This is a genomic window from Clostridioides sp. ZZV15-6388 (genome assembly GCF_020657755.1).
Lineage (GTDB): Bacteria > Bacillota > Clostridia > Peptostreptococcales > Peptostreptococcaceae > Clostridioides.
The window spans coordinates 38695-64977 of sequence record NZ_JAGWCU010000018.1; the positions used below are offsets into that span (position 1 = coordinate 38695).

Annotated in this window: 21 protein-coding genes; 6 read left to right on the forward strand and 15 right to left on the reverse strand. The window is 28.4% G+C overall.

Going from position 1 to position 26283, the window contains the following annotated elements; translation table 11 throughout:
* Positions 1-24: 24 nt before the first annotated feature.
* From KGF48_RS12150 to yfmF, 8 genes are all read right to left on the reverse strand, one after another.
* Positions 25-1398: a UDP-N-acetylmuramoyl-tripeptide--D-alanyl-D-alanine ligase gene (locus KGF48_RS12150; RefSeq protein WP_227839470.1), complete on the reverse strand. Its 1374-nt coding sequence runs from the start codon at positions 1396-1398 to the stop codon at positions 25-27.
* A gap of 167 nt (positions 1399-1565) precedes the next feature.
* Positions 1566-3545, reverse strand: a complete 1980-nt coding sequence (locus KGF48_RS12155; RefSeq protein WP_227839471.1) for a stage V sporulation protein D — start codon at positions 3543-3545, stop codon at positions 1566-1568.
* An 11-nt stretch (positions 3546-3556) separates the two neighbouring features.
* On the reverse strand, positions 3557-3904 hold the full coding sequence (locus tag KGF48_RS12160; RefSeq protein WP_227829181.1) for a hypothetical protein: 348 nt from the start codon (positions 3902-3904) through the stop codon (positions 3557-3559).
* A gap of 197 nt (positions 3905-4101) precedes the next feature.
* On the reverse strand, positions 4102-4683 hold the full coding sequence (locus KGF48_RS12165; RefSeq protein ID WP_255640441.1) for a TVP38/TMEM64 family protein: 582 nt from the start codon (positions 4681-4683) through the stop codon (positions 4102-4104).
* A gap of 277 nt (positions 4684-4960) precedes the next feature.
* Complete coding sequence (gene rsmH, locus KGF48_RS12170) at positions 4961-5896, reverse strand: 16S rRNA (cytosine(1402)-N(4))-methyltransferase RsmH (RefSeq protein ID WP_227839472.1); 936 nt, start codon at positions 5894-5896, stop codon at positions 4961-4963.
* A 29-nt stretch (positions 5897-5925) separates the two neighbouring features.
* Positions 5926-6672 carry a prolipoprotein diacylglyceryl transferase gene (gene lgt, locus KGF48_RS12175; protein WP_227839473.1) on the reverse strand — a complete coding sequence of 249 codons (747 nt, stop codon included), beginning with the start codon at positions 6670-6672 and terminating at the stop codon, positions 5926-5928.
* 368 nt (positions 6673-7040) lie between these two features.
* Positions 7041-8327 carry an EF-P 5-aminopentanol modification-associated protein YfmH gene (gene yfmH, locus KGF48_RS12180; protein WP_227829184.1) on the reverse strand — a complete coding sequence of 429 codons (1287 nt, stop codon included), beginning with the start codon at positions 8325-8327 and terminating at the stop codon, positions 7041-7043.
* 14 nt (positions 8328-8341) lie between these two features.
* Positions 8342-9607, reverse strand: coding sequence for an EF-P 5-aminopentanol modification-associated protein YfmF (gene yfmF, locus KGF48_RS12185; RefSeq protein ID WP_227829185.1), 1266 nt, complete (start codon positions 9605-9607; stop codon positions 8342-8344).
* A 303-nt stretch (positions 9608-9910) separates the two neighbouring features.
* On the opposite strand from yfmF, the gene ychF reads away from it, so the two are divergent.
* Complete coding sequence (ychF, locus tag KGF48_RS12190; protein WP_227868078.1) at positions 9911-11008, forward strand: redox-regulated ATPase YchF; 1098 nt, start codon at positions 9911-9913, stop codon at positions 11006-11008.
* 276 nt (positions 11009-11284) lie between these two features.
* On the opposite strand, the gene KGF48_RS12195 is transcribed toward ychF, so the two are convergent.
* The 3 genes from KGF48_RS12195 to KGF48_RS12205 form a co-directional block, all read right to left on the reverse strand.
* Positions 11285-12325, reverse strand: a complete 1041-nt coding sequence (locus tag KGF48_RS12195) for a GNAT family N-acetyltransferase (RefSeq protein WP_227839475.1) — start codon at positions 12323-12325, stop codon at positions 11285-11287.
* 258 nt (positions 12326-12583) lie between these two features.
* Entirely contained in the window at positions 12584-14851 is a 2268-nt protein-coding gene (locus KGF48_RS12200; protein WP_227868079.1) for an EAL domain-containing protein, read from the reverse strand.
* Positions 14852-15147: 296 nt separating this feature from the next.
* The gene (locus tag KGF48_RS12205) at positions 15148-16602 is read right to left on the reverse strand and encodes a UDP-N-acetylmuramoyl-L-alanyl-D-glutamate--2,6-diaminopimelate ligase (protein WP_227839477.1); all 1455 of its coding nucleotides are present in this window, start codon (positions 16600-16602) and stop codon (positions 15148-15150) included.
* Between the two features lie 154 nt (positions 16603-16756).
* On the opposite strand from KGF48_RS12205, the gene KGF48_RS12210 reads away from it, so the two are divergent.
* Complete coding sequence (locus KGF48_RS12210; protein WP_227839478.1) at positions 16757-17635, forward strand: AraC family transcriptional regulator; 879 nt, start codon at positions 16757-16759, stop codon at positions 17633-17635.
* Positions 17636-17835: 200 nt separating this feature from the next.
* Here the strand turns inward: KGF48_RS12210 and ptsG are convergent, their stop codons facing one another.
* The 4 genes from ptsG to KGF48_RS12225 form a co-directional block, all read right to left on the reverse strand.
* On the reverse strand, positions 17836-19917 hold the full coding sequence (ptsG, locus tag KGF48_RS12215; RefSeq protein ID WP_227868080.1) for a glucose-specific PTS transporter subunit IIBC: 2082 nt from the start codon (positions 19915-19917) through the stop codon (positions 17836-17838).
* Between the two features lie 289 nt (positions 19918-20206).
* Positions 20207-21049: a BglG family transcription antiterminator LicT gene (gene licT / locus KGF48_RS12220; RefSeq protein WP_227841428.1), complete on the reverse strand. Its 843-nt coding sequence runs from the start codon at positions 21047-21049 to the stop codon at positions 20207-20209.
* 258 nt (positions 21050-21307) lie between these two features.
* Positions 21308-21430, reverse strand: coding sequence for a hypothetical protein (locus KGF48_RS20350; RefSeq protein ID WP_255642515.1), 123 nt, complete (start codon positions 21428-21430; stop codon positions 21308-21310).
* A gap of 153 nt (positions 21431-21583) precedes the next feature.
* On the reverse strand, positions 21584-22486 hold the full coding sequence (locus KGF48_RS12225) for a LysR family transcriptional regulator (RefSeq protein ID WP_227829193.1): 903 nt from the start codon (positions 22484-22486) through the stop codon (positions 21584-21586).
* A 351-nt stretch (positions 22487-22837) separates the two neighbouring features.
* Between KGF48_RS12225 and KGF48_RS12230 the strand changes: the two genes are divergently transcribed.
* The 4 genes from KGF48_RS12230 to KGF48_RS12245 all read left to right on the forward strand — a co-directional run bounded on the left by KGF48_RS12230 (position 22838) and on the right by KGF48_RS12245 (position 26220).
* The gene (locus KGF48_RS12230) at positions 22838-24016 is read left to right on the forward strand and encodes an acetyl-CoA C-acetyltransferase (protein ID WP_227841370.1); all 1179 of its coding nucleotides are present in this window, start codon (positions 22838-22840) and stop codon (positions 24014-24016) included.
* 8 nt (positions 24017-24024) lie between these two features.
* Positions 24025-24681 carry a CoA transferase subunit A gene (locus KGF48_RS12235; protein WP_227841371.1) on the forward strand — a complete coding sequence of 219 codons (657 nt, stop codon included), beginning with the start codon at positions 24025-24027 and terminating at the stop codon, positions 24679-24681.
* Positions 24681-25346 carry a 3-oxoacid CoA-transferase subunit B gene (locus KGF48_RS12240; RefSeq protein WP_227829196.1) on the forward strand — a complete coding sequence of 222 codons (666 nt, stop codon included), beginning with the start codon at positions 24681-24683 and terminating at the stop codon, positions 25344-25346. The genes KGF48_RS12235 and KGF48_RS12240 overlap by 1 nt, the downstream gene beginning before the upstream one ends.
* 97 nt (positions 25347-25443) lie before the next feature.
* Entirely contained in the window at positions 25444-26220 is a 777-nt protein-coding gene (locus tag KGF48_RS12245; RefSeq protein WP_227829197.1) for a 3-hydroxybutyrate dehydrogenase, read from the forward strand.
* Positions 26221-26283 lie beyond the last annotated feature (63 nt).

The following is a 26283-nucleotide window of genomic DNA, read 5'->3' on the forward strand; positions in this document are numbered from 1 at the left end:
GTCAATCAACTCATTAGTTTAAGCTTATTTATTTAGATATTCAACTATTTTTTCTAATTTCATGCCTCTTGAGCCTTTCACTAAAATAGTGTCTCCTGTTTTTATTAATTCATCTAATTGATTAAATACATCATCTCTATTTTTAAAGTGATATATATTGGATGAATCGAATCCTAATCGTTTTGCTTCGTCTCCAATAAACACTGAATTTTCACCTATAGTTATTATAATATCAGTATTATTCATAGATGATTTTCCAACTAATCTATGACCATACTCTGAAATTTCACCCATCTCAAGCATATCTCCAAGTATTGCTACTTTTCTACCTTTATATCTTCCAAGTATTTTTAAGGCTGCTTCCATAGAATCTGGACTGGCATTATATGAGTCATTAATTATTGTTAATCTTTCATTTTTTATTATGTCTAATCTCATTTTTGTCCCTTTGAAGTTTTTTAAACCTGTTTTTATATACTCCAAAGAAATATTTAAACTCATGCCAACTAATATAGCTGACATAGCATTATATATATTATGCTCTCCTATTGTTGGTATAAATATTTCCTCTTTTTTTCCATTTATGACACACGTAAATGTCAAACTACCTTCTTCCATAGTATAATCTTCACAATAAATGTCATTATCTTTATTAAATCCAAATGTTTTTAACTTATATATGTGCTCTTTTTCTTTTAGTGTAGATAAAAATTTATCATCACCATTCACAATCAAGGTATTTGTATCATCAAAGTTTGAAGCAATCTCCAGCTTTGCCTTTAAAATCCCTTCTTGTGAACCTAGGTTTTCTATGTGCGATAATCCTATATTTGATATGACTGCAATTTTAGGATTTACTATGTCCACCAAATACTTTATTTCATTAAATCCAGACATTCCCATTTCTATTACAGCACACTCATGTTCTTTATTTAAATTAAACAAAGTCAAAGGAACCCCAAAATGATTATTTAGGTTCTTTTCATTTTTCAAGATGTTTAATTTTGCAGAAATAGCTGCATATATCATATCTCTAGTAGTTGTTTTCCCTACACTACCTGTAACACCTATAAATGGAATGTCAAATTTTTCTTTATAGTATCTGGAAATATTTCCTAGAGCCAAAGTTGTATCTTTTACCTCTATTAAATTTATATCCGAACTTTCTAATTTTATTCCATTACTTTCATTTTTTATAAAAGTTTTACATCCACTATCATAGGCAGACTTTATAAATGTATGCCCATCTAAATTTTCTCCAACTATGGCTACAAATGCATTTTGTGCCTTTGCTTCCCTGCTATCTATAACTATATCACTTACACAGTCATTATAATCTCCATATATTAACTTTCCATTAGTTGCAAGTACTAACTCCTTTATTGTTAAGCACTCCATTCTCAAACTCCTCCTTATAAAACATTAGCTATATTATCTTAGCAACAAAAGGCAATGTATACCGTTACATATACATTGCCTACGATAACTCTTAACTTTATAATTATATACTATATTTCTGTTTTTTTGAAGATGTTTATGGATATATGTTAATTATCTGTTACTTTTTAGTTTTCAAAATATAGTGTTATACTTGAATCTTCATTAACTTTTATTCCAGGTTTTGGAAAAACATCCTTTACTTTTGTATCCTTTGGAATTTCTATATCTGTATCTAAATTTGGTTTTAACTTCGCATCTTCTAGTGCTTTCACTGCATCTCCAATTTTTAAATTTCTTACATCTGGTACTTTGACTTGTTTCTTTTCATATTCAGCTTTTTCTTCTTCTTTATATACTGGTTTAACCCCTAAATATTTTAGAGAATCATTCATTATTTCTTTTACTATAGGTCCTGCTGTAGTACTACCAAATGCACTTACTCCTGTTGGCTCATCAACAATAGCAAGAACTACAATTTGTGGGTCATCACAAGGTGCTATTCCCACGAATGAACATATATATTTTCCTTGAGCATATTTACCATCTATAACCTTTTGAGCTGTACCTGTTTTCCCACCTAGTCTATATCCTGGTATATATGCAATTTTTCCTCCACCATCAGTTACAACTGACTCTGCAATTTCTAACATTTTTTTGGATGTTTCTTTAGATATAACATTTCTTACTTTTTTTGGTTTTACTGTCTCAGTTATATTACCTTTATTGTCAGTATAAGATTTTACTACTCTTGGTTGCATTAAATCTCCACCATTTGCTATTGATGATATAGCTGTTATAAGTTGTATTGGAGTTACTGATATGGATTGACCAAATGATATTGTAGCTAACTCGACTGGACCTACATTTTTTTCATTATATAATATCCCCTTAGCTTCTCCTGGTAAATCTATACCTGTCTTATTCATAAGACCAAAAGATTCTATATAATCATACATTTTACCAACACCTAATCTACTTCCTAATTCAACAAACACAGGGTTACAAGAATTTTGTACTGCTTGTTTAAACTCTTGTGTTCCATGAGGTCTATAGTGTCTCCAACATTTAATCTTTCTTCCTCCTACAGTTACACTACCTGTACATGTGAATTTCTCACCATCTTTTATTACTCCTTCTTCAAGAGCACTAGAAGATGTAATAAGTTTAAATGTAGAACCTGGTTCATATGTATCACTTACTGCTGGATTTCTCCACATTTGATAATAGCCCTTTATTTTGTCTTTATCGCTATATTTTTCAAGTTCTTCTTGATAATATGGATATATTGGTGTTCTTGAGTCGTTAGGGTCATAATCTGGTTTTGATGCTAAAGCAAGTATATCACCAGTTTTAGGATTCATTGCTATTGCAGTGACTTTCTTTGCATTGTTTATTTCATAAGCCTTTTGTACTGCTTTTTCAGTATAATGTTGGATTACTTCATCTATAGACAATACAAGACCATTCCCTTGAACAGGTTCATAATATTTTTCCATACCTTGTGGAATTTCTCTACCTGAAGCATCAGTACTTACTATTAGTTTTCCAGCTTTCCCTTTTAATTTTTTATCATATTGCATCTCTATACCAGATATCCCTGTTGCATCTGAAGAAGTATGACCTATTACATATGGTGCAAAATTTCCATAAGGATAATATCTTTGATTGTCTTCTGCTACCCATATTCCACCTAATTTAGCATCCCTTATTTGACTTGCCTTATCATCATCTATCCATCTTTTGACCTTTACAAGAGCCATATTTTTTTTACTTATTAGAGAATAAATATCTTTATAGTCTTCGTCCAAAATTTCAGCAACTTTTTCAGCCGCTTCTTTTTTATCTTCAACTTCTACAGGTTTGCACCAAACTGTATATTTAGTTACACTTACTGCCAATTCTTTCATATTTCTATCATATATAGTTCCTCTTTTAGGCTCTATAGGTATATCTCTTGTTTGTTGTTCTAATGCTTTTGTGCTCAACCAATTACCTTTCATAAGTTGTAAGTATCCAGTCCTAATAACAAGGCAAAAAAACAGTGCACATGCTAAAACAAGAACAAGTACCAGTCTTTTTTTGCTTATCCTTTTTACTTTTCTCAAACCTATTCCCCCTAGTTATCCACATTTATATACTTTATTTGTCCATCTTTTGGATAGTCCATATTGAGCAATTCCTTTGCTTTTAACTCAATTTCTTTTATTGATGTTTTTTCAGTTTCTTTTGCCTTTAGTTCCTCTAATACTATCTCTTTTTTTCTTAAATCTTTTTGTAAATAATAAATATCATATTTCATTTCTGAAATTTTTGAATAACCACATAGATTCAATATTATTACTACGAAAGTTGTAATCAATAAAATACATTTAGCCCCTATTTTTTTATTAATTCTCTTTTTATAATTATTCTTTTTTTTATTTTTATATTCATTTAGATTATGTATTTTATAATTTTTTTTCAAATTATCACCCCGATAATATAGATTTTTAGATTTTCCTCTATACTATATTTGTTATTAATCATATCTCTTCCTTTAAAATTTCATCGCTAAATTAATACACTATTACACAATCTATTTGTAATTTTTTCTATACACAACAAAAAATCTATAGATTCACTAATTCTTGAATATCGAACCTATAGATTATACACTAATTTTTATTTATTTTTATCACTATATATTTTCTTTAACATATAAATCAATACACTTAAAGCAAATAATATTAAGAGTCCTGTCATCATGACTTTAGCTCCACCAGTCAACATCCCACCAACATAAGAATATACAATGGTTGCTGGTAATTGTCCTACCCCAGTAGCTATAAAGAAAGATATAAAACTCATAGATGTTAGACCTGCTGCATAACTCACAAGGTCAAAAGATATAAAAGGAAGCAATCTTGCAATTAAAATTGTATGTTTTCCATATTTATCAAAAAAACCATCTATACTTTCTAGTGCAAATTTACTTGTAAGTTTTGCAACTACATCTCTACCTAAAAATCTCCCAATTACAAAACAGATTGCAGCACCTGCCATTGCACTAACCCATGACAGTATAGCACCATTTACCCATCCAAATAAGGCTGCATTTGCAAAAGTAATTAAAAATGCAGGAAGAGGTGCAGCTATTGATTGTAATATCATAAGTGCAAATGATATTATTGGTGCCCAAACTCCAAATGATAGTATGTACTCCTTAATTGCATCTAAATTTAACATACTCAGATAAAATATCATCTGATTTACCATTTTTTTAACAGGAGGTATAAAAAAGTAAATAGCAAGTACCCCCAATATAATACAAATTTTTATTAATAATTTTTTATGCTTATTCTCTATTTTTCTTCACTCCTAATATCTATTTTAGTTATATTATAACAGAAAATATTTTTCTATATTGTCGATTATATCATAGTTGTTTTCTATTCTAATAAAAACTATAATAGGTTTTAACTATCATTAAGAAGTTTATTATTTTATTACATAGCTAGCCCTTACTCTCAAACTATATAAATTATATTTTTTCAGCTACTCTCAATTTAGCACTTCTTGAACGTGGATTTACTTCTATTTCTTCAGCACTAGGTAATATTGGTTTTCTAGTTATTATTTTTACTTCAGATTCTTTGTCACATTGACATATTGGTAAATGTTGTGGACATATACAATCTGATGCAAGATATTTAAATGCATTTTTCACTATTCTATCTTCTAACGAATGAAATGTTATTATACAAATTCTACCCCCTTCATTCATTATAGAAGAAGCATCATTTATCATCTTTGTAATTACTCCAAGTTCATTATTTACTTCTATTCGTATAGCCTGAAAAGTCCTTTTAGCTGGATGAGGCCCATCTATTCTAGCTTTTTTAGGAATAGCTTTTTTAATTGTATCAACCAATTCACCTGTGGTTTCTATTGGTTTATTCACTCTTTCCTCAACTATAAATTTAGCTATACGTTTAGCCCAGTTATCTTCACCATAATCTTTAATTATCTTAGCTAGTTCATCTTCTGAATAAGTGTTTACAACATCATATGCTGAAAATTCACACCTAACATCCATCCTCATATCAAGTGGTGCATCTTGCATATAAGAAAATCCTCTCTCAGCTTCATCAAGTTGATGAGAGGAAACTCCTAAATCTGCTAATACACCATCTATCTTATAAACTCCTATTTTTTCCAATTCTTCTTTTATATTTTCAAAATTGCTATGAACAAATTTTACTCTGTTTTCATATTCACTTAGTCTTTCTCTCGCTGTATTTATAGCATTTTTATCTTGGTCAAACCCTATAAACAATCCTTTATCTGATAAATTTTTTACTATCTCTTTGGAATGTCCTGCACCCCCCATAGTACAGTCAACATATACTCCATCTGGTTTTATCTTTAAATTTTCTATACATTCATTTAAAAGAACTGATACATGATGAAATTCCATAACTACCTCCTTTAAACTCACTATTTAAATTATTTTTCAATACTGTTGTTTTTATTTCTCTTTGATAAATAAATATGTGCTATTATACCACCAACAACTCCAACTAAACTTATCACTTGAGCCATTCTAAGTGGCCCTAACATTAAACTATCTGTTCTTAATCCTTCTATAAAAAATCTTCCTATTGAATACAGGGTTATATAAGTTACTATAACCTGCCCTTCGTATTTTTTATTCTTTCTAAACAATAATAAAACTATAAATATTCCAAAATCCCATATAGACTCATATAGAAAAGTTGGATGAACCTTTACTCCATCAACCATTATTCCCCATGGTAAATTAGTTGTACCTCCATGAGCTTCTCCATTAATAAAGTTTCCCCATCTTCCTATAGCTTGTGCTAAAGGCATTCCAAGTATGACAGTATCAGCCATTTTTAAGAAATTAATATTTTTAACCTTAGTGTATATGTAACCAGCTAAGATTCCACCTATTAATCCTCCATGTATAGCAAGTCCACCACCTCTAAAATTAAGGATTTGAGATAGATTTTGAGCGTAATAACTCCAATTAAATATAACATAATATATTCTTGCACATATTAATCCAACAGGAATTGCTATGATAGCTATATTTAATACATCATCTTCTTTAAGTCCTACTCTTTTTGACTCTTTTATTGCTATTAAAGTTCCCAAAATCATACCACTAGCCATAAGTATTCCATACCACATTATGTCTATCCCAAACAGTGTAAATGCAACTCTATCCATAACTCCACCTCTTTATCTTAATTAAAATATTTCCAAAGCAATACACCATGTTTATAATTAATTGTAATTATACTAAATTATGATAACATATTAATGTTAATTCTACAAAACATATTGATGTTGATTCTACAAATACTAAAAATATATTATACACATCATCACAATAAAATCATTCATAAATTATTTGTAATCAAAGAAATTGGTGTATAATATACACCAATCTCTCTATAAATTTTTATCAATAATATTTAATTTTTACTAACTTAATTTATATAAGTATATTCAACAAGCTCACTTGCTATCTAAATAAAATAAGTATCAAAATTAACTATTTGGCATTTAGCTACTCATTGTAATGTTCAAATTTTCTACTTAGGTTCTACAATAGAAATAACACAATACTCTTCTTTAAAGTGTTCTTTTAATCTTTCTTCAATTTCCTCAAAAGTAACATCTTTAATAATATCTAAATAATCCAAAATATTTATCTCTTTAAATGTATAAGATATAAAACTATTTCCTATAAAGTTTATAGAATCAAAACACTTAATAAATGAACCAATTTTTTTCTTTTTAGTTCTTTCAAATTCCTCTTTAGATAATCCTTCTTTTTTAGCTTTTTCTATATATTCAAGAATTATCTCTTTTACTTTTTTAGGTTCCTTAGAATCTCCAGCAATTACACTAAAAGCATAGTCTACTTGAGATGAAAATCCAGCTCCAAAATTTTCATTTATCAGACCTTGCATATACAAATCTTCATAAAGTTTGCTACCCTTTTTAAATAACATACCTACAAGTATGTCAGTTACAATTTCTTTACGTAAAAGTTCTTTTCCTTTTATACCTACATTATTATCTTTAAAACCTATGTTAAACATAGGTATAGATATAGGAAACTTTTCTATAACTTCTTTTTCCTTTACATTTGCTGGTTCTTCAGGATAAAATCTTTCTATATTCTTAGAAAGCTTATCTACATCATAATTATTTGCTTTTTTAGTTACATCTATGACTTTTTCTACATCTAAATCACCAACAACAAACAAAGCCATATTTCCTGGATTGTAGAAAGTATTATAGCATTTATACAGTTCTTCCTTAGTTATCTTATATATACTATCTACTGTACCAGCTATATCAATTCTAGCAGGATAATTTACATACATAGCCTTTAGACAATTAAAATATACATTCCAGTCTGGGTCATCATTGTACATTTTTATCTCTTGTGCTATTATACCTTTTTCCTTTTCAACATTTTCATCTGTAAAATAAGGTGTTTGAACATAATCAATTAAGTGTTCTAAACTCTCATAAAAATTTTCAGTAGCTGAAAATAAGTATGCTGTCATTGTAAAATTAGTAAATGCATTTGCACTTACACCCAATTTAGAAAACTTTTCAAATGCATCTCCTCCATCAGGTTGTTCAAACATCTTATGCTCTAGAAAATGTGCAATTCCTTCATTTACTCTAATCTTTTTATCTTCTCCTATTGGAACAAATTCTAAGTCATTTGAACCATAATTAGTAGCTAAAATAGCATATTTTTTTGTGAAGCCTCTCTTTGGCATAAAGTATACATCTAAGCCATTTTGTAATTTTTCATAATAAACTTCTTCTCTTAATATATCATTAACTATTTTTTCCATAGACATCTCCTCCATTAATTTCTTAAAAAGTATACAGTATCAAGTTCTATATCTTTTACAGCTTCGACTATATCTTTTTTAGTAACTTTTTCTATACTATATATTATGTCTTCTACTTCAGAATTTGTCTTTGCCATAGACTGAGAAAAAGCAAAATCAGACATTCCACCTATATTATCTGTTATAGACTTCATAGAGTTAACTAAAGCAAGCTTACTATTTTCTAACTCTTCATCAGATATATCTCCTGCTTTTAGACTTTCTAATTGTTCTTTTATTAATTTTACAGCTTTATCATAATCTTTAGTTTCTATTCCAGATGATATAAGCATAATGCTTTTATACTTCTCTATTGAAGAGAAAATATAATAGCATAAGCTTTCCTTTTCTCTTACATTCACAAATAGTTTAGAGTGTGGCCCACCACCTAATACATTACTTCCGACCACAAGAGCATAGTATTTATCATTATCTACATAATCTACATTTGCTCTATACCCCATAACTAACTTACCTTGAGTTATTTCCATTTTTTCGTCTACTACTTTTACTTCATCTACATGTTTTATGAAATCTTCTTTTGGTATATCTATAATATCTTCTCTTTCGAATTTTAAATTCTTGCTTATTATGTCTACAACCTTATCTTCATCAAAATCACCTTCTACAACTATGTCTATTGGAGATGTTTTAAGTATATTTCTATAATGTTCATATAGGTCTTTTGATGTTATATTATCTATTTCATCTTCATAACCAAACTCACTTATACTGTATTTTTCATTTTCACACATAGCTTCTATACATTTATCTTGTGCATATTCTTTTTTATCATTTATTATTGATTGTATCTTATCTCTTAAATTTTCTTTTTCAATATTTAAATATTCTTCTTTAAATCCACCATCCACAACAAGTGTATTATTTATTACTTCATTAAAAAATTCTACTACTTCTTCAAATATGTTTTCATCTAAATACTTTTCACTTATATTAATTATTTTAAAACTTAGTACTTGACGCTCTCCACGCTTTACAGCATCAGCTCCCATAGATGAACCATATAAATCATCTAGTTTATTGGATATTGCTCTAGCACTAGGATATTTTTCACTTCCGCTTGCTATTATTGATGGTATCAAAGCATTTTTTGTAGTTTCTTTTTTATCCAACAATCTCTGAACATACAAACTTATAAGATTTGATTTAAACTTTTCTGTTTTTATCAAAGTTAGATTAATATTATTACCCAAATTTATTATTTTCTTAGTATTAACCATATGTACCTCCTATTTTTTATTTAAACATCAATTTTAAAATTGAAATTTATTCATTTTTGATTGTATATACTTATATATAAAAACCTTCTATTTAATTATATCCTTTTTATTATTTTCTAAAAGTAATATTTTTATTTAAAAATTATTTAGACCATTCTGCTTTAAAGTCTAGTTTACAAGCTTCATATATATGATGTATAATCAATATGTATGTCTATAATTAAAACAATTTTACAATCCTATAGATTGATTGTTTAAAGTTATATAAAGAATATAAAAAGAATAAGAGAGAGGACGATTAATATGAAATTAGGTATAGTTGGTTTACCAAATGTAGGTAAAAGCACACTATTTAACGCAATAACTCAAGCAGGTGCAGAATCTGCAAATTACCCTTTTTGTACAATAGACCCAAATGTTGGAGTTGTATCTGTTCCAGATGAAAGATTAGATAAACTAAAAGAATTGTACAACTCTGAAAAAATAGTTCCTACTGCCATAGAATTTTGTGACATAGCTGGTTTAGTTAGAGGGGCTTCTAAAGGAGAAGGCTTAGGAAATAAATTTTTATCACATATAAGAGAAGTTGATGCAATCGTACATGTTGTCAGATGTTTTGAAGATGAAAATGTTATACATGTAGATGGTTCTGTTGAACCACTTCGCGATATAGAAACTATAAATTTAGAATTAATTTTCTCTGACATAGAGATTCTTGAAAGAAGAATTCATAAAACTCAAAAAGCCGCTAAAGCTGATAAAACTTTAGGTTCTGAACTTGATTTATTAAATTCAGTCATGGCTACTCTAGAAAATAGTAAGTGTGTAAGAACTATGCAATTTACAGAAGATGAACAAAGCTTTGTAAATTCATTAGATTTACTTACATCTAAACCTGTAATATACGCTGCAAATGTATCAGAAGATGATTTAGCAGATGACGGAGAGAGTAATAAGTATGTTCAACAGGTTAAGGTATTTGCAGAATCAGAAGATGCTGAAGTTGTTGTTGTATGTGCACAAATAGAAGCAGAAATTTCTGAACTTGATTCTGCTGAAGAAAAGAAAGAATTTTTAGAAACACTAGGGCTTGAACAATCAGGGCTTGATAAACTTATAAAATCATCTTATGCCTTACTTGGTCTAATTTCATTCTTAACAGCTGGTCCAAAAGAGGTTAGAGCATGGACTATAAAGCTTGGAAGTAAAGCACCTCAAGCAGGAGGGAAAATACATTCTGACATAGAAAGAGGATTTATCAGAGCTGAAACAATTGCTTTTAATGATTTAGTTGAACATGGTACTATGGCAGCTGCTAAAGAAAAAGGATTAGTTAAATTAGAAGGTAAAGAATACATAGTTAAAGATGGAGATGTAATATTATTTAGATTTAATGTTTAAAATGTTTATTTATCTACAATCTTAACTATTGTATTGTAATAAAGAAATTAGAATAATAGAAATTTCTATTATATTATAATAGCTATTCAGATTTTATAAAAAAGAGAGTTTTTCTAAATGATTTTTGAAAATCATAATAGAAACTCTCTTTTTTATAAAAATAAAATATTCTATATTTTAAATAAAAAAATATAGAATATTAAAAAATAAAACTTATAAAACTTCTCTTTACTATTTCAAACTTTAAATTCATGTTTAACCAAAGGCTTGTGCCTTTTAAAAACTATATAGTATTCCCACAGAAATTATAATTGTCAACAATGAAAGTACTTTACTGTAATCCCAAATACGCTTTCCACCAAAACATCCAAATGGATAAAAAGGTATACTATGAAAAAGTAAAAAACTTATCCCAAAGGAAATAATATATTCATAAAATTCTGATTGTTTGTCAAATACTGCTACTACTAAAATAAAAAGTAGTACTCCTAACCACTCAAACAATCCTTCAATCCCCATACTACGTCTAAATGTAGTACTCCTCTTATACTCTGTTGGATAAAATCGACCTACCACTGGCCATATACCACCCAAAATTGTAATTAATAATGATATCAACAAACCACCTCTTGTAGCAATAAACTTCCATTTCTCAGATGAAATCATGGTTGCAATTAATCCACTAAGTAAAGAAACAATCAGTAATGAAAAAAACGCACCTACTCTGACAGCAAAATCATTAAAATTATTGCTAAAAAATAAAATAGGAAATGATATTAGTAAGTTTAATACAATATAGATTCCTAATTGTTGAATTGATGAGCTATTTTTTTGTGATAATGTGCTCCATAAATGAAATCCAGAAGCAATAGCAAGTGTACTATTAAACCACAATCGTATTGTACTAATTAGCCCATAGTTTTGTAACATTTGTGTAAAGCTTATAATATGATATCCATTATTTTCAAACAACTTCCATGATGCAACATTATCGTCCTTCACAGTAGCAGTCATAGTTTCACAACCTTGTTCTTTTAAAAATATGGTTACTTTTTTGTAAAGCTCACCTCCTATTCCCTTACCTTCATGTCCCTTCTTTACATATGCTGTTTCTACATATCCAATTTTTTTGCCATTTTTTGCTGGAAAAATTTTATAGGAAGCCATACCAACAATATGACCATCTATTATAGCAAGAAAAGCATTTTGAGGCTTTTTAAATGCCATCCCTTCAACCAATCCAAAACTAGATTTACCAATTTTCCAAACAAGCGTTCTTTCATCATTTACCATTTCCCGAATTGTTATATTACTCAAAAATTTTCCTCCCTTAAGTACTTTAATAATTGCTGATATCCTTAGATTCACAAACTGTTATACTCAAATTAAAAACTTCTACCCATAGAAAAATTATATCTCTTTTAGAAAATATCATATGCTCCATATAATGTAAAGTAATACTCTAAACCTAGTTCATATTTTTATACTAAGGTGTTCTTACATAAGGAAAGTGAACTTTGACTACACAAAGTTCACTTTCCTTACAAATCTTTATTTTATTTTGTACTAAGCTTTTTAATCTGTACTTATACCTTCAATATCATTCCTATTTAATATCAACTTTTCGTATTCTTCTATTGGCATTGGCTTTGCAAATAAAAATCCTTGAGCCATATCACATCCTATAAATCTTAAAAACTCTGCTTGCTCTAAGGTTTCAACTCCCTCTGAAACAACTTTTATATCAAGTTGCTTTGCCATCTGAACAATACTTGAAACCACAATTTGACTCTTTTTTGTTTCTTCTACTGTTATAAAAAATTGTCTGTCTAATTTCAAGACATCAATTGGCATATCTTTAAGCATATTTAAAGAAGAATAACCTGAACCAAAATCATCCATAGATATTTTAAATCCTACAGACTTTAGATTTTGCATTATTTTAAATAACATTTTTGTATTATCAAATATTGCACTCTCTGTTAGTTCAATTTCAATTAAATTTGGTTCAATATCATATTCTTTTGCAATGTTTTCAAACTTCTCTATAAAGTCAGGATTTTCAAGATGTACTCTTGATAAATTTACTGATATAGGAAATCTAGGTAAACCTTCATTTTCCCAACGTTTAAAGTTTTTACAAACTTGAATAAATACAAACATATCTAATTCTGTTATAAAACCATTCTTTTCAAAAATAGGAATAAACACACCTGGACTTATTAATCCCTTTTTTGGATGTTGCCAACGTACAAGAGCTTCAGAACCTACTATTTTACCTGTTGATAATTCAATTTTAGGTTGAAAGTATACCTTAAATTGTTCATTTTTTAAAGCATCATGCATCTCTTGCTCAATATCACGTTCTTCTATAAGAGTTTCCTTTAAATTCTCAGCATAAATTTCATACACTTTTAAGTATTTTCTTTTTACTGTAGTCTTTGCAATCATAGCTTTATCAAGACAAGTAGATATATTTGTTTCTCCATCTTCAATAAAATATACTCCTATAGATGGTATCAGATTAAGTTCAACCCCTAAGCTAGTTTTTATCATAGATAATTTTTTACGCATAATTTCACATATCTCTATAACTGATTCTTTATCCTTCTTTTTTTCAAATATTACAGCAAAATTATCATTTGAAATTCTTGAAAATACAGACTGTTCTTTAAACATATTTTCAATCATCTCTGCAATTTTTCTTAATACTCTATCTCCCTCTTCATATCCAAATCTATCATTTACTAACTTAAATTTATCTATATCAAAATAAATCAAAACTAGATTCTTTTTCTCATGAGTGGATAAAAATTTACCACCTTCCAGATTAAATTTATTTGAATTTCCAATTCCTGTAATGCTATCTTTAAATGCAAATTCTTCTAATCTTTCCTTGCTCTTTTTTTGCATAATCAAGATATAAATTATTAATGATGTAAATATCACAATTAAAACTATACATGCTGATAGTGTAAGTTTTATAATAGCATATGATTTTTCAGATACAGCAGTTCTAGGAACTTCAGAAAAAAGATACCAATCATTAATTCCTATTGGAGCATAACTTAAATAATATCCTTTTCCAGACATATTATAACTTAATGAACCTGATTTAGAATTTTTTATATTTAACTTCATATTATTAAGAGTAGATTTTGATAAGGCATTACTTTTATTTATATATGAAAATAAATTTTCCATATTAGAATTTGCGTTTTTACTACTTGGATTTAAAACAATATCACCACTACTATTAGCTATATAAGAATATCCTTTTCCATTAAACGTTGGTACAGAGAGTATCTTTTCATATAACTTTGTACTATGTGTAGCAAATATAACACCAATAATCTTGTTCCCCTTATAAATTGGTACAGAGTACACATTAATGTCTTTATAGTCTTTTATTACATCTTTTAACTTACCTGTTATGACTACTTCTCCTTGCATTGACTTGGAAAAATAATCTCTCTTAGAAAAATCTTCTACATAACCATCTGTAGTATATGCCATACCATCTGGTAGAATAACGCCCATTCTTTTAAAGGAACTATTTACAGATTCTCTTTTAAGTATTGAAAGAATATTGTCCAATTCAAAAGATTCTTCTCCTTCAATACATATTGAAATTGATTGTAACAATTTTATATCGCCATTAATTTGTTTTTTTAACACATTGACACTTTGATTTGCTATTTCTGAAAGATATTGATTCGTTTCCTCACCCAGTGTCTTATTCAACTTCGAACCATAAATCAAACAGGAAATTGTAACTACTAAGATACTTATGATAGCAATTATGGATAAACCCTGCCTATTATTTTTTGCATCACCCAACATCATGCTTCCTGCCTTTCCGGAATCTATATGTATATAATTATTATTTTATATTAATTATTCTAACAAATTTACGATAATACTTATTTTTCCATATTTACTGTAATTATACAAAATTATCAACTTTATTACAATAAAAAATTAATTAATATAAGTAATACAATTTTAATAAATTATATTATTTATATTAAGGATTACTAACATAATTTGTATTAATGTCCACTAACATAAAAAGAATATAATATCAAAATAATTTTGATATTATATTCTTAAAATATATATTTTATTAAATTTTTACCTTACATTTTACTTAAACATTCATTGGCAACCTCTTTATCATCAAAATGATGCTTAACTTTACCTATTATTTGGTAATTTTCATGCCCTTTACCTGTTATAATTACAACATCATCTTTTTTTGCCATACTTATAGCTTCTTCTATAGCTTGCTTTCTATCAGCAACAACATGATAATTTTCTTTTTCCTTATCTATTCCTTCAAGTATATCCTTTATTATTGCTTCTGGTTCTTCAGTTCTTGGATTATCAGAAGTTACAATACATATGTCAGAATATTTTTGTCCAATAGCACCCATTAAAGGTCTCTTTTCAGTATCTCTATCTCCACCACATCCAAATACAGAAATTATTTTTCCTTCTGCAAATTGTTGAGTTGTTTTTAATACATTTTCAAGTGCATCAGGAGTATGAGCATAATCAACAATTACACTTATACCTTTATCGTTTGGTACTGTTTCAAACCTTCCTGATACTCCACTAGAAAGTCTAAGACCTTCTTTATATACTGGTTTAGGTATGCCAAGTATATAACAAGCAGCTATAACAGCTAAGGTATTATATACTGTAAACATTCCTGGAACTGGTATAAATATAACTTCTTCATAAGAAGGAGTTATTAATCTATAAGATACACCATCTGAATCTGATTTTATATCTCTAGCCATAAAATCAGCATTATTTTCAACTCCATATGTGTAACAAGGAACATCTATACCTTTTATATTTTCGTATATCTTTTTACCACCCTCATCATCTATATTTATTATATTTGCCATAGTAGTCTTAAAAAATAATTTTTCTTTAGCTTTTCTATAATCTTCTAAATCTTTGTGAAAGTCTAAATGGTCTGGTGTTAAGTTTGTGAATATTCCCAGTTTAAAGTCGGTTTCATCAACTCTATTTAATGCTAATGAGTGTGATGAAACTTCCATAGCACAGTAATCACATCCATTATTTAACATATTATTAAAATGATATTGTAAATCTATACTTTCTGGAGTTGTTGAATTAGAAATAATGTCTTTTTCACCATCAAATATTTTTATAGTACCAATAAGACCAACTTTATTTTTATTCAAAGTTAATATTTCGTTTAGTATAGTAGTTATACTAGTTTTTCCATTAGTACCTGTAACTCCTATAACATTAAATTTTTGTGATGGATGATTATAAAAATTGTCAGCTATCTTTGCCATATCTTCTCTTGTATTTTTTACTTTTATAAACGTATATCCTTTTATGTCTACTTCTTCTTCAATAATAAAAGCTTTTGCTCCTTTGTTTATAGCATCTTTTATATACTTATGACCATCTGACACAAATCCTTTTATACATACAAATAATGTACCTTCTGTAACCTTTCTTGAATCATATTGTACATTATTAATATCTATATTTAATTCACCTTTGACACTGATTATATCCAACCCCTGTATAATATCATTTAATTTCATAAATGCTTTCCTCCCTTTAAACTCTTTTTGCTAAAATTACACTTCATGTAATATTATATTAAGAATTTTTTACTATGTGAATGGTTAAAAATGCTTGAAATATTGCAAAAAATGCTCTATAATTCTCTATAATATAATCTAAGAGAGGTCTTTTATGAAAACTACAGACAATAAAATTGGATACTTAAATGATAATTTTAAAATATTTAGTATCAGAGATAAAAAAGACATAGAATTTGAATACCATAATCACGATTTTAATAAGATAATTATATTTATAGATGGAAATGTCACTTATTTTGTTGAAGGAATTCCATATAAACTAAAACCTTGGGACATACTTTTTATTAGCAATAATGAAATTCACAAGCCAGTTATTGATTCAAATGTATTTTATGAAAGAATCGCAATATGGGTTAGCCCAGAATTTATGAAAAAAAACAGTGATAATACTAGTGATTTAGAAAAATGTTTTAAGATAGCCACAGAAAATAAATGTAATCTACTACGTTTAAATATGCATGACATTGAATCACTCAAACTTTTTATTGAGCAAATAAATATTTCTGAATCTAGTAATGAATTTGGAAATGAAATACTAAGAAATACCTTGTTCATACAGCTTATGATATTTTTAAATAGAATTTTCTTAAAAAAAGAGAACATAGAATCTATAGAAGGTGTATTTTACGATGAAACTATAAAAAAAATATTAAACTATATAAACTTAAATATAGAGAATAAACTTTCTATAGACAGCATTGCATCTGAATTTTTTATAAGCAAATATTATCTTATGAGAAGATTTAAATCTCATACTGGAACATCTATACACAATTATATAATTCAAAAAAGATTGATTTTAGCTAAGTCACTAATAATCAATGGTCATCTTATGAGTGAAGTTTGTAATAAATGTGGATTTAATGATTATTCTAGCTTCGTAAGGGCATTTAAAAAGTATTATGGCGTATCTCCTAAAAACTATACAAACAATAAAAGCCCTTTAGATAGTACTTTGTTAGATGAATAAATAATTATTATAAATGTTATTTCAAAAAAATTAGAGGCATTAGTATATCTATTTTACTAATACCTCTAATTTATTGAAATATAAATCATATATTTTTATTAATTAAACTAAAATATATAACTTTAAATCATGCTTATATAATTACTCAACTTCATAGTCTTTTAATTATACACATTAATATATCTATTCAGTTAATATGTCTATCCAATTTTTTCAATACTACCTTTTAATATACTTACACGATTACTTTCTTTTGCTATAACTTTTCCCTTTTTAATATTTAACTTCTGATTTTGCTCTAAATTCGTAAACACTACTGGGCTCATTGTTGATAAACCATTTTTTTCAATATATTCTAAATCCATCTTAACCAGTTTATCCCCTGACTTCACTTCATCTCCTACATTTACAAATACTTCAAACCCATTTCCCTCTAAGTTTACAGTCTCTATACCTAAATGTATAAGTATTTCTACTCCAGTTTTTTTAGATTTGATTATTATTGCATGTTTAGTTGGAAATACAACTCCAATAGTTCCATCTACTGGTGAATAAATTAATCCATCATCAGATTTAATTGCAAATCCATCTCCCATTAATTTACTTGAAAATACAGAGTCTGGAACTTCTTCTATATCTAAGATTTCTCCATTTGTCAATGAATAAATTTCTTCTTCCACCAAAGTATCGCCTATATTAGTGTTTTCTATGTTATTATTTTTTTCCATTTTCTTTTTATCTATATTTTTAATATCAGTCTTTTCAACCTTTACTTTTCCCTCTATTATATCTTTTATATTAGATTTTATTGCATCTGATTTTGGACCAAATATAGCTTGAACATTGTTTCCAATAACCATTACGCCTGCTGCTCCAAGTGATTTCAACTTTTCTTTATCCACTTTATCTATATCATTTACAACTAATCTAAGTCTTGTTATACAAGCATCTAAACTTTTTAAATTTTCTTTATTTCCTAAAGCTATTAGTATTTCTGATGCCAACTCATCTTTTGACATTTCACTAGTCTCCACACTAGACTCTGATTCATCTTCTCTTCCTGGTGTCTTTAGGTTAAACTTTCTTATCATAAATCTAAATACACTATAATATAATACTGCAAATCCAATACCTACTAAAATAGCTAGATACCATTGAGTTCTATTAGGAAGTACACCAAATAGTAAGAAGTCTATTAATCCGCCTGAAAATGTGAATCCGATTTTAACTCCTAATAGTTGCATTACTGCATATGATAAACCTGAAAATAAACAATGTACTACAAATAATGCTGGTGCAACAAATAAAAATGCAAACTCTATTGGTTCAGTTATTCCTGTTAAAAAAGATGTAAGTGCAGCTGATGCCATTATTCCTGCTACAAACTTTCTCTTTTCTGGCTTTGCTTCATGTACCATAGCAAGTGCTGCTGCTGGAAGACCAAACATCATAAATGGAAATGCACCTGTCATAAAAGTACCTGCTGTGAAATTTACCCCATCTTTAAGTTGAGCAAAAAATATCTTTTGGTCACCCATTACAAGTTCTCCCGCTTTGTTTACATATTCTCCAAATTGATACCAAAATGGATTATGGAAAACATGATGTAAACCAAAAGGTATTAATAATCTTTCTAGAGACCCTTCCATAAATGCTGCTAATGTTTGATTTGCTTCTATAACATTTTTTGAAAAACTAAGTAACCCTTCTTGTATTGGTGGCCAAATAAATGATAATATGATTCCTATTACTATTGCTGCTAATGATGTAACAATAGGCACAAATCTTTTACCTGCAAAAAAGCCTAAGTATTGAGGTAGTTCAATTTTATAAAACTTTTTATAAAGATAAGCAGCTACTATACCTATTATGATACCTCCAAATACACCTGTTTGAATTGTTGGTATTCCAACAATACTTGCATACATAGAATTATCTATCATATCTTCTGTGACACCTGCCATAACACCCATAGACGTATTAAGGATTAAAAAACCTACTATAGCTGCCAATGCTGCTACACCTTCGCCTTCAGTTAGACCCACAGCTACACCAACTGCAAATATAAGAGGCAGGTTATTGAATATAATTTGCCCCGAACTTTCCATTATACTTATTATAAGTTGAAATGTAGGATTTGCTAGTGCTGGAAAATGAGCAAGTAACGCATCTCCTGCTAAAGCATTACTTACACCAAGCAATATACCTGCTGCTGGAAGTAATGCAACTGGTAACATTAAAGATTTTCCTACTTTTTGTAAAACACCAAATATTTTTTTCATTTACTTCTCTCTCCTTATTATTTTATATTTTTTAAATAAAAAAGACTTAAGTTTATAAAAAATTACACTGGTAGTTTTAACCCTAAAAATAAATCTCATGTTAATATAAATAAACCTATATCAACCTAATTTTAGAATTAAAAATAAACTGTTATAATTTTTTTACAAACCTAAGTCTTGCCTGCATTATCAGTAACAACCTTAATGTTTTAAAATTATTATATTTCTATTAAATTTTACATAGTATCTTAAATACCGATATTTAATTTATATTTATTTAGTAATATTATTATGAATTCAACACAGATATAACTCTTTTAATATGTAGTGTTAAATATAATAGTTCATCTTGACTTACATAGTAATCATAATTTTTCTCTACATGTGTCTTTATTTTATATGCACAATTATAATCTTTTTCATACTTTATCTTGATTATATCTACAATATCATTATTAGTATCATTGAGTTCCTCTCTTTTTACTAATCTATTTGCAAAAAACTTTAAGTGTGTAAGAAGTCTATCATAATTTATATCATCTTCTTTAAACTCAACTCTATAATAATATCTTATAATATTGAGTATGTCTTTTACAATTTTAGTAATTAACAGGGATTCCTTTGAACTGCCTTTATAGTTTGAATTTACTATGTGCATAGCTATAAAGCCTGCCTCATCTAAAGGAAACTCTACATTAAATTCTTTATTTATATAATCTACAGCCCATTCTCCAATTTCGTATTCTTTTTTGTGAATTCTTTTTATTTCATGTAGTAAATCATTTTTTATAGTTATATTTTCATGATATCTTTTAATTGCAAATGCAATATGGTCAGTAAGTGCTACATATATGTACTCATAAAGCTCAGTATTTAAAATGCCTTCTGCATGAGCAATTACCTCTGTGCTCACCTCAAAAAACTTTTCATCAACCTGGCTTGCTAATTTTCCAATTTTATCTATAAAACTTTCATCTTGTGTTACAAAGGTTCTTTCAATTTTACTTTTATCTACTTCTTGACCCTTCTTTTTTTGAAATCCTATTCCACATCCTGTTAGTATTAATTCTTTTTTTTGGTTTTCATCTAAAACTAATACAACATTATTATTGTAAATTTGTTGAATAATCATAATCAATATCTCTCCCAAAATACAATTTCCCTTATTCATAAAAAAACACCTAAATTAAGATACAATTCACCTGTATATCTTAACTTAGGTATTGCCTGCTTCCCAGTAACAATCCAGTTTGTTAACGCTCATAAATATTGTATTCAATTTATAGCTTTATTCTATTATAAATGATTATATATGTCAAGTAAATTATTGAAAACTATTTCCTATTTTTTTAGTACCAATAAAATTTAAACATTATACAGTTTATAATTTTCATTCTATCATCATCATTTCATCATAAAGAATATTTTCCAATAATTCTTTAGCTACTTCTCTTGATATTTGTTTACTTTCAACTAATTGTTGAATACTATCTCTTTCACTTTGTATTGCCATTAATCTATAGTATCCTACTTTTGCTTCAAATTTATCATCATTATGAATTTTTCTAGTTAACCAATTTAAATAACGATTGTAAAATCTAATTACTATTAATGATTCATGCCTATTATCTTCATTAATATTTTTATTTGTTATTTAAATAACAATTTATAGATTCTTTTTACTAAAGAAATCTATAATAAATTTAAATACATGCTCATCTACATGACTGTAACGTTCTTTTTTAGGTCTACATAATACAACCTTCCATGTAATAGGGTCATTAAATGGTTTTTCTATAATTTGACTATTTTCAAAAAAATCATGTACTGGTGATGGTAAAATAGTTATAAAATCAGAATTTGTAGTTGATAACAACAAGAAATCCCAAGAACCAGACATAATATACCTCTTAAGTTTAACTTTTTCATCAGTAAATTTTTGCATTAATTTATGATGTATCATAAATGTAGGATTAAATATTGCAAGCAATTCTTCATTTAAATCCTTCCAATCTATTTTATTTTTCTTTGCAAGATGATGATTTGTATTTAAAAATGCAGTAAGTTCATCTTCTTGAAGTACATGTTCTGTTACTACACTCCTATCAATTTTATGTGGATGTAAAAGAACTGCATAATCTAATTCCTGTAAAATAAGCATTCTACTTAAATCATATGCCCCCTTCTCTACTATATCGAATTCTATATCTGGATTGTTTGCAACTAATTGTGCAACTACATCAGAAAAAGCTATTCCAAGTATAAGTGGTGGTATCCCTATTCTAACCTTCCCTTTAAACTGAACAGAGTCTTCTCTTAAATCCTCCATCATATTTTTATATTCATTTATAATATTTTCTGCATTTACATAAAATCGTTCTCCTGCTGGAGTTAATCCATTTAACCTGCCTTTATATCTCTCAAATAAATATACATTTTCATTTTCTTCAAAAGTTTTTATAATTTGACTTAAGGCTGGTTGAGATATGTGAAGAGTTTTTGATGCAATTGATAAATTAAAACCAGATTTCACTATTTCAACAAAATATTTTAACTGTTTTATATCCATTTCAAACCACCTTTCTTACAAGTATAGTTGATATTAATATTTTTGCTTATAAGAACATTTTATAAGAAAATCAAAATAATTTCATTAATATTTTAACAAAATATTCCTCTATATGTATTCTAAATTTTTATCCTATAAATTTTCCTTATATGTTGTATAAAAAATTAGACTTAGACAAAACTCATTTTTCGCCGTAATCTATAGTTAGAAAGAGGAAAACCTAAAGCATTAGGAATAAAAATAATTAAAATACTTAAAAACAAGCTTGTATTATAAGTAATTTATTATAGTGTTCTTCAATTTTTTTATTCAGAAAATTTTAAATAATCATTCAAGGAGGAACTATTAAACATGAAAGATGTAGTAATTGTATCAGCAGTAAGAACACCTATAGGAAACTTTGGTGGTGTATTTAAAAATACTTCTGCTGTTCAACTTGGAGTTGTGGCTGTTAAGGAAGCTATATCACGTATAAAACTTGATTTATCTGAAATAGATGAAGTGATAATTGGAAATGTTCTACAAGCAGGGCTTGGACAAAATGTTGCTAGACAAATTGCCATAAACTCAGATATACCAAGTTCTGTACCAAGTTACACAGTAAATAAATTATGTGGTTCAGGACTTAAAAGTATTCAACTAGCAGCTCAATCAATCATAGCTGGTGAAAATGATGTAGTAATTGCAGGTGGTACTGAAAATATGAGTCAATCACCTTACATTATTCCTACTGCTCGCTTTGGTAGTAAAATGGGCAATGTTACTATGGTAGATAGTATGCTAACAGATGGTCTTATAGATGCTTTCAATCAATACCATATGGGAATCACTGCCGAAAATGTTGCTGACAAATTTGGAATTACAAGAGAGATGCAAGATAAAATAGCACTAGAAAGCCAAAATAAAGCTGAAGAAGCTATAAAAAACAATCGTTTCAAAGATGAAATGGTTCCAGTAGAAGTTACAATAAATCGTAAAGAAATTAAAACTATTGATACAGATGAATATCCTAAATTAGGCATGACATCTGAAATACTAGCCAAACTTAAACCTGCATTTAAAAAAGAAGGTACTGTAACAGCTGGAAATGCATCAGGAATCAATGATGGCGCAGCAATGTTGATACTAATGAGTCAACAAAAAGCAGATGAACTTGGGCTTAAGCCACTTGCTACAATAAAATCATATGCATCATCTGGCGTAGAACCTGAAATCATGGGAACTGGCCCTATTCCTGCAACTAAAAAAGCACTAGAAAAAGCAGGTCTTAATATTAACGATATAGACTTAGTAGAAGCAAATGAAGCATTTGCAGCACAAGCACTTGCAGTTAAAAATGAACTTCAAATAGATTCGTCTAAGTTAAATGTAAATGGTGGTGCAATAGCACTAGGACATCCAATAGGAGCAAGTGGCGCTAGAGTACTTGTAACCCTAATTTATGAAATGCAAAAACGTAAAGTAGAAACTGGCCTTGCAACACTTTGTATTGGTGGTGGTCAAGGAATAGCAATGATAGTTTCACGATAGGAGGAAATATGAATAAAATAGTTAGCATTGATGAGGCTCTATCTTATATCAAAGATGGAGATACAGTAATGATTGGTGGATTCATGGCCAATGGTTCTCCAGAAAATTTAATTGATTATTTATGTGATAAAGGTATAAAAGATTTAACATTAGTTTGTAATGATACTGGTTTTATTGACAAAGGTGTTGGAAAGATGGTTGTTAATAAACAGTTTAAAAAGATAATTGCATCTCACATAGGATTAAACAAGGAAACAGGAAGACAGATGAATGATAATGAAACATGTGTCGAATTAGTTCCTCAAGGAACTCTTGCTGAACAAATTCGTGCAGCTGGTTATGGCTTAGGTGGAATACTAACACCAACTGGTATTGGTACTCTTGTTGAAGAAGGAAAGCAAAAGATTGTTGTCGATGGTAAAGAATATCTTCTTGAAAAACCAATTCATGCTGATATCGCTCTTTTATTTGCTTCAAAGGTAGATAAAGCAGGTAACTTAGTTTACAAAGGTTCTATGAATAACTTTAATAATTTAATGGCTTCAGCTGCTAATATTACAATAGTTGAAGCAGGTGAAATTGTTGAAATAGGCAATATCGACCCCAATGAAATTACTACACCAGGTATTTTTGTGAATTACATCGTTGAAGGAGGTAATTTATAATGGATAAATTAGAAATGCAAGAATACATTGCAAACAGGGTCTCTAAAGAATTAAAGGATGGAGCTGTTGTAAATCTTGGTATAGGCTTACCAACCAAAGTAGCAAATTATATTCCAGATGAGGTAAACGTTATTTTGCAATCTGAAAATGGATTTCTAGGTCTAGGCCCAGCTGAAAATGGAAATTTAAGTGATGAAACTATTGTAAATGCTGGTGGCCAGCCAGTTACTATTCTTCCTGGAGGTTGTTTTTTCGATAGTGCCACTTCTTTTGGAATCATCAGAGGAGGTCATGTAGATGTAACTGTTCTTGGAGCACTCCAAGTTGACAAATATGGTAACATAGCAAATTATATGATTCCAGGTAAAATGGTTCCAGGTATGGGTGGAGCTATGGATTTAGTGACTGGAGCAAAAAAAGTCATTGTAGCAATGGAACACACTTCAAAAGGTTCAGCAAAAATATTAAATAACTGTACTCTCCCACTTACTGCAACTAATGCTGTAGATTTAATTGTGACTGAGATGGGAGTTATAGAAGTAACAACAGATGGGCTTCTACTTATAGAAATAAATCCTATCTTCACATTAGACGAAGTTCTTTCTGCTACTGAAGCACCTTTAATATTATCAGATTCATTAAATAAAGAGACATCAATTATTTAAAATAAATCAAAATTACATCAGAAAATAAATTTAAAAGATGCAAAATATTAATACAAAAAATTAATATAAAAATAAAATTAAATTGGAGGAAATAAAAATGGTTAAAGACAAAGTTGTATTCGTAACAGGAGCTGCAAGTGGAATAGGCAAACAAATAGCTGAATCATTCTTGAAGAATGGCTCTAAGGTAGTCTTCTCTGATATAAATCAAGAAGCACTAGATAATGTTACATCAGAATTACAAAAAGAAGGTTATGATTGTGCAAATGTAAAGTGTGATGTAACTAAAGAAGAAGAAATTAACCATGCGATAGATAATACTCTAGAAAAATACGGAAGATTAGACATACTAATAAATAATGCTGGTCTTCAACATGTTGCTATGATAGAAGATTTCCCAACTGATAAATTTGAATTTATGATAAAAATAATGTTAACAGCACCTTTTATAGCTACTAAAAAAGTATTCCCTATAATGAAAAAACAAGGATTTGGTCGTATAATAAACATGGCTTCAATCAATGGTGTAATTGGATTTGCTGGTAAAGCTGCTTACAATTCAGCTAAGCATGGACTTATAGGACTAACAAAAGTTGCTGCACTTGAAGCTGCTGACTCAGGTATAACAGTTAATGCTATATGCCCAGGATATGTAGATACTCCACTTGTTAGAGGTCAATTTAATGACCTATCAAAAACTCGTAATGTACCATTAGAAAGTGTATTAGAAGAAGTTCTATATCCACTTGTACCTCAAAAACGTCTACTAGATGTTCAAGAAATTGCTGATTATGCAATGTTTTTAGCTAGTGATAAGGCCAAAGGAATTACAGGACAAGCTTGCCTACTAGATGGAGGATATACTGCACAGTAGTTATTACATATTTAGGACTTGAGGAATTTATTCTTCAGGTCCTTCTACTAAGGAGGGATATTT

Excerpts from the sequence above, each read along its gene's own strand:
- KGF48_RS12150 (WP_227839470.1), bottom strand. The coding sequence starts at position 1,398 with ATGGAGTGCTTAACAATAAAGGAGTTAGTACTTGCAACTAATGGAAAG.
- KGF48_RS12165 (WP_255640441.1), bottom strand. The coding sequence starts at position 4,683 with ATGATATTTTATCTGAGTATGTTAAATTTAGATGCAATTAAGGAGTAC.
- rsmH (WP_227839472.1), bottom strand. The coding sequence starts at position 5,896 with ATGGAATTTCATCATGTATCAGTTCTTTTAAATGAATGTATAGAAAAT.
- lgt (WP_227839473.1), bottom strand. The coding sequence starts at position 6,672 with ATGGATAGAGTTGCATTTACACTGTTTGGGATAGACATAATGTGGTAT.
- yfmH (WP_227829184.1), bottom strand. The coding sequence starts at position 8,327 with ATGGAAAAAATAGTTAATGATATATTAAGAGAAGAAGTTTATTATGAA.
- yfmF (WP_227829185.1), bottom strand. The coding sequence starts at position 9,607 with ATGGTTAATACTAAGAAAATAATAAATTTGGGTAATAATATTAATCTA.
- ychF (WP_227868078.1), top strand. The coding sequence starts at position 9,911 with ATGAAATTAGGTATAGTTGGTTTACCAAATGTAGGTAAAAGCACACTA.
- KGF48_RS12200 (WP_227868079.1), bottom strand. The coding sequence starts at position 14,851 with ATGTTGGGTGATGCAAAAAATAATAGGCAGGGTTTATCCATAATTGCT.
- KGF48_RS12205 (WP_227839477.1), bottom strand. The coding sequence starts at position 16,602 with ATGAAATTAAATGATATTATACAGGGGTTGGATATAATCAGTGTCAAA.
- KGF48_RS12210 (WP_227839478.1), top strand. The coding sequence starts at position 16,757 with ATGAAAACTACAGACAATAAAATTGGATACTTAAATGATAATTTTAAA.
- ptsG (WP_227868080.1), bottom strand. The coding sequence starts at position 19,917 with ATGAAAAAAATATTTGGTGTTTTACAAAAAGTAGGAAAATCTTTAATG.
- licT (WP_227841428.1), bottom strand. The coding sequence starts at position 21,049 with ATGATTATTCAACAAATTTACAATAATAATGTTGTATTAGTTTTAGAT.
- KGF48_RS20350 (WP_255642515.1), bottom strand. The coding sequence starts at position 21,430 with ATGGCAATACAAAGTGAAAGAGATAGTATTCAACAATTAGTTGAAAGT.
- KGF48_RS12225 (WP_227829193.1), bottom strand. The coding sequence starts at position 22,486 with ATGGATATAAAACAGTTAAAATATTTTGTTGAAATAGTGAAATCTGGT.
- KGF48_RS12230 (WP_227841370.1), top strand. The coding sequence starts at position 22,838 with ATGAAAGATGTAGTAATTGTATCAGCAGTAAGAACACCTATAGGAAAC.
- KGF48_RS12235 (WP_227841371.1), top strand. The coding sequence starts at position 24,025 with ATGAATAAAATAGTTAGCATTGATGAGGCTCTATCTTATATCAAAGAT.
- KGF48_RS12240 (WP_227829196.1), top strand. The coding sequence starts at position 24,681 with ATGGATAAATTAGAAATGCAAGAATACATTGCAAACAGGGTCTCTAAA.
- KGF48_RS12245 (WP_227829197.1), top strand. The coding sequence starts at position 25,444 with ATGGTTAAAGACAAAGTTGTATTCGTAACAGGAGCTGCAAGTGGAATA.